The following is a 3,200-nucleotide window of genomic DNA, read 5'->3' on the forward strand; positions in this document are numbered from 1 at the left end:
CCGCCGGAGCCGTCTGCTGGTAGCTGGCCTCCGGCTGCGGCGCCGAAGGAATCTGGTACGAAGGTTGGGCGCTCTGGACCGGAGCTGATTGGTAAGCCTGCGTCGGCGCGGGCGCGCTCGATGGGATCGAGGCCTGCGGGGTCGCTGGTGCCTGTTGCGTCTGAATACTGTCCTGCATAAGTCAACTCGCGCTTGAGGAAATCAAGTGCGCGGTAGATGTAAGGGGTTAAATCAAGCTTCGGGTCCGCAAGCAGCGGTAAGTCGGGTGCCTGCGGATGAGGAACCTGACGCATGTTTTCAATAAGCGTCAGGAATGTGCCAAGACTCTGTTGAGTGGCTTGGGCCATACGGAATGGATAGCCACTGAGCATTGCGCTTCGTTCTTCGTCCGTCTTGTCAGGGAACAAATAACGGAGAGCCTCGATCGAATTAACGCCGAGTTCCTGAAGGTTTCGGACAACAATACTTGAGTTAAGTATATCCTCTGTGCCGTCTTCAAAGACGGGACCTTTCCACCTCCATTCAATCCTGCGATCGCCATCAGGTATAAGACCCACGACTCCTTCAGGCAGAGAACGGGCTTGGATGGCATTGCCAATCTCAACCTCCAGAGTTCCCTCGTATTCCTTGAGAATCTGTTGATGAGCGGCGACCGATTGCTCGAACAAGGCTACATCCGGGAAGTCCTCACGAATGGGAGCAACAGGGCGCTCAAGTCCGATTGCTGCAGCGAAGGATTCTCGGAAGATCTTTTCTTCGTTAAAGATAATCAGTCCGAGCAATTTGCACAGGCCATAAGTCAAAAGCCCACGGCAACGACGTGTTGCTGAGGTGGCAGCGCGGCCATAGAGAGATTTGATTTCGTATGCCGTTGCACCAGCCGTAATGCCCAGTTCATCGACTCCGCCTAATGCGGTTCTGATTTCTTCTCGGTACTGACGGGCGTAAAGGTTCTGGTCACCCGAAACAGCATCCGGTGTGAGGTACACGGCCCGGTCGGTGGACTCCACATTCGCAATGATGCGGGGCACCTTCATGCCACCACCGCCGCCACCAGACAACGGCGAACTAACGCGCGTCGAGGGACGGTTGGCTGCGTAGAACCCAGCCTGGGAGCTAATGGTCGGGCGCATGCCCTCTTCGTCACCGCTATCGACCAGGTCATGCTTCGGCCGACTGGAGACCAGGGTCGGGTTGCCGAAGAAGTGGATGTTGGTTCGAATGTTCTTGACTAGGTCGTCATGGGTGACGATCTGTTCAGCCAGCCAGTCAAACTCGCCGGTTGCGTCCATCCCCGTGGAACGCATGTTGTTGAACGCCTCAACAGCAGGGATAAAGCCGAGGCTGTTGGTCAGCGTCCGGGTCTTGTTGACCGCAAAGGCCAGGCTCTGGGAGCTGGCATCGAAAGACGGCTTCTCCGTCGTGATGGTCTCTTTGATCTCGTCGCGCCTGACCCGCAGCTTGACGTAACGGTCAGATCCACCCTGCAAGCTCGAGGTGCCAGTAGGGGCGTTGATGCTGTCGCGAATAGTGAACGAATAGATGAGCTCGATTTCCTCGAGCTCGCCCATAGCGTCGTAGTACGCACGGTAGTTATCCGCGCTAAACCACATGATCCGATAGGTGTCACGGATTGGGCGGAAATAAAACAGCCCCTTGCCATCAATCAGGAAGTCGTCAACGATTCCTTCCAGTCGTGTATCAATTTCGTTCTCTTCAACCAATCCCGACAGAAATTGCTTCCTGAAGCCATAGGAATCCTGTGACGGGTAAAACTCCAAGCCCTGCCGCAGCATGAACAGTTTCATCTGCGAGAGATGACTGTTCACGATCATCGTGTCAGTACTTGATCCACCATCCCGCTTTCGAGCCGCTTCGAGAATGCGGCGGAAACGGTCCTGAGTTCCCTGGGTCATAGTTCTATGTTAGTTCCACTCAATGTGTGCCTTACCTCTGCGCATAAGCCCCTGTACCACGATATTCAAGGAGTCCGCGCAATCGTCATGAGGCGAATGCCCGAAATTAACGATTTCGTCGATCATGCAGCTGAAGTCTCTGTACTTATTGAATAAGATTTTCTTATGTTCAAACAGCCCCATAATTCCTCTAAGTCTGGCAAGTTTGTCGCCACGAAACCCCTTCACGGGACTGACTGAGAGGTTGTAGAGCTGCCACTCATTAAAAAGAATCCTCTTCAGATCTCCTTCAAAAGATTTCTGGTAAGCAACGACTTCTGGCCAGATAATGACGGGTGACTGAGTCCTGAAGTACTGCCCCTCGTCATTGACCTCCAGCAGGTTCCATTCGACCAGTAACTCGCACAGGGCCTCGATCTTGTCGAGGTTGCCCATCGAACGCATCCGCCTGTAGTCAATGACGTAGACCTTGTCACCGATTCGACCAGCCAGGGTGAAGACGGTCCAGTCATTCCGCTCGGTCATACCTGCCGAGAGGTCAATACCTACACCGATGGAGTCATAGTCGTCTGGGACCTCAGCTTTGACAAAAAGCTCAGGAGATATGCCTAGTTCGGTAGATCTCACCGGCTGGTTCAGGTACTGGTAGCTGAAGGCCACACGATCGTCGGCCTGGAGCTTCAGCAGGTACTTCGCTGACCACATCTCAGGCCAGTAGCTCCTAGGCCTGCCGTCGTCGTCGTAGCTCAGGGCTGACTGGGTGATGCACTTCCATCCCTTCTTCTCCGTGAAGATGGTGGCAAACAGATCATCGAAATGGAACCGGGTGCCCAGGGCGATGGCTCGTGCACCCTGGAACATGGTGGGGACGATCACATTCGTCCAGTTGGTTTCCATCTCCCGGCGTATATCCGGGTTGGCAATACTTGCGGCGCTCTTGATCGCGTCGTCTACAACGATCAGCGACGAACGTTTCGACGTAATCGTGCCCTTAAGGCCTGCGCAGGCAACTGTAAAAGCATCCTCACCCCTAATATCCACCTCCGCAAAATCCCAGTCAATCGACCACAGTTCATCCGACGTGCGCGTCTTGGATAGTCGTACGCACGGAAATATCTCCTGATATTCCTTCGAGCAGATGAGGTTCTTAATCGCCGCGCTCTTGTTGCGCGCAACGTCGACGTTGTACGAGACATAAAGGATCCTGAGAAGCTTCTTAGAGAGCGCGTGGCGGCCGATAAGCCACCCCAACAGCAAACCCAGCACGGTGGACTTTGCGCTCCC

At 54.4% G+C, this 3,200-nt stretch carries 2 protein-coding genes; both read right to left on the reverse strand.

Translation table 11 applies throughout. The features are described 5' to 3' along the window. Positions 1–1,916 (reverse strand): hypothetical protein (locus tag AACP44_RS08890; RefSeq protein WP_339340173.1); only part of this gene is annotated, 1,916 nt, incomplete at its 3' end. A 9-nt stretch (positions 1,917–1,925) separates the two neighbouring features. Beyond that, positions 1,926–3,200, reverse strand: a 1,275-nt coding sequence (locus AACP44_RS08895) for a hypothetical protein (RefSeq protein WP_339340174.1), incomplete at its 5' end; no start/stop codon positions are given.

The organism is uncultured Oceanicoccus sp., from assembly GCF_963968385.1.
Lineage (GTDB): Bacteria > Pseudomonadota > Gammaproteobacteria > Pseudomonadales > Dasaniaceae > Oceanicoccus.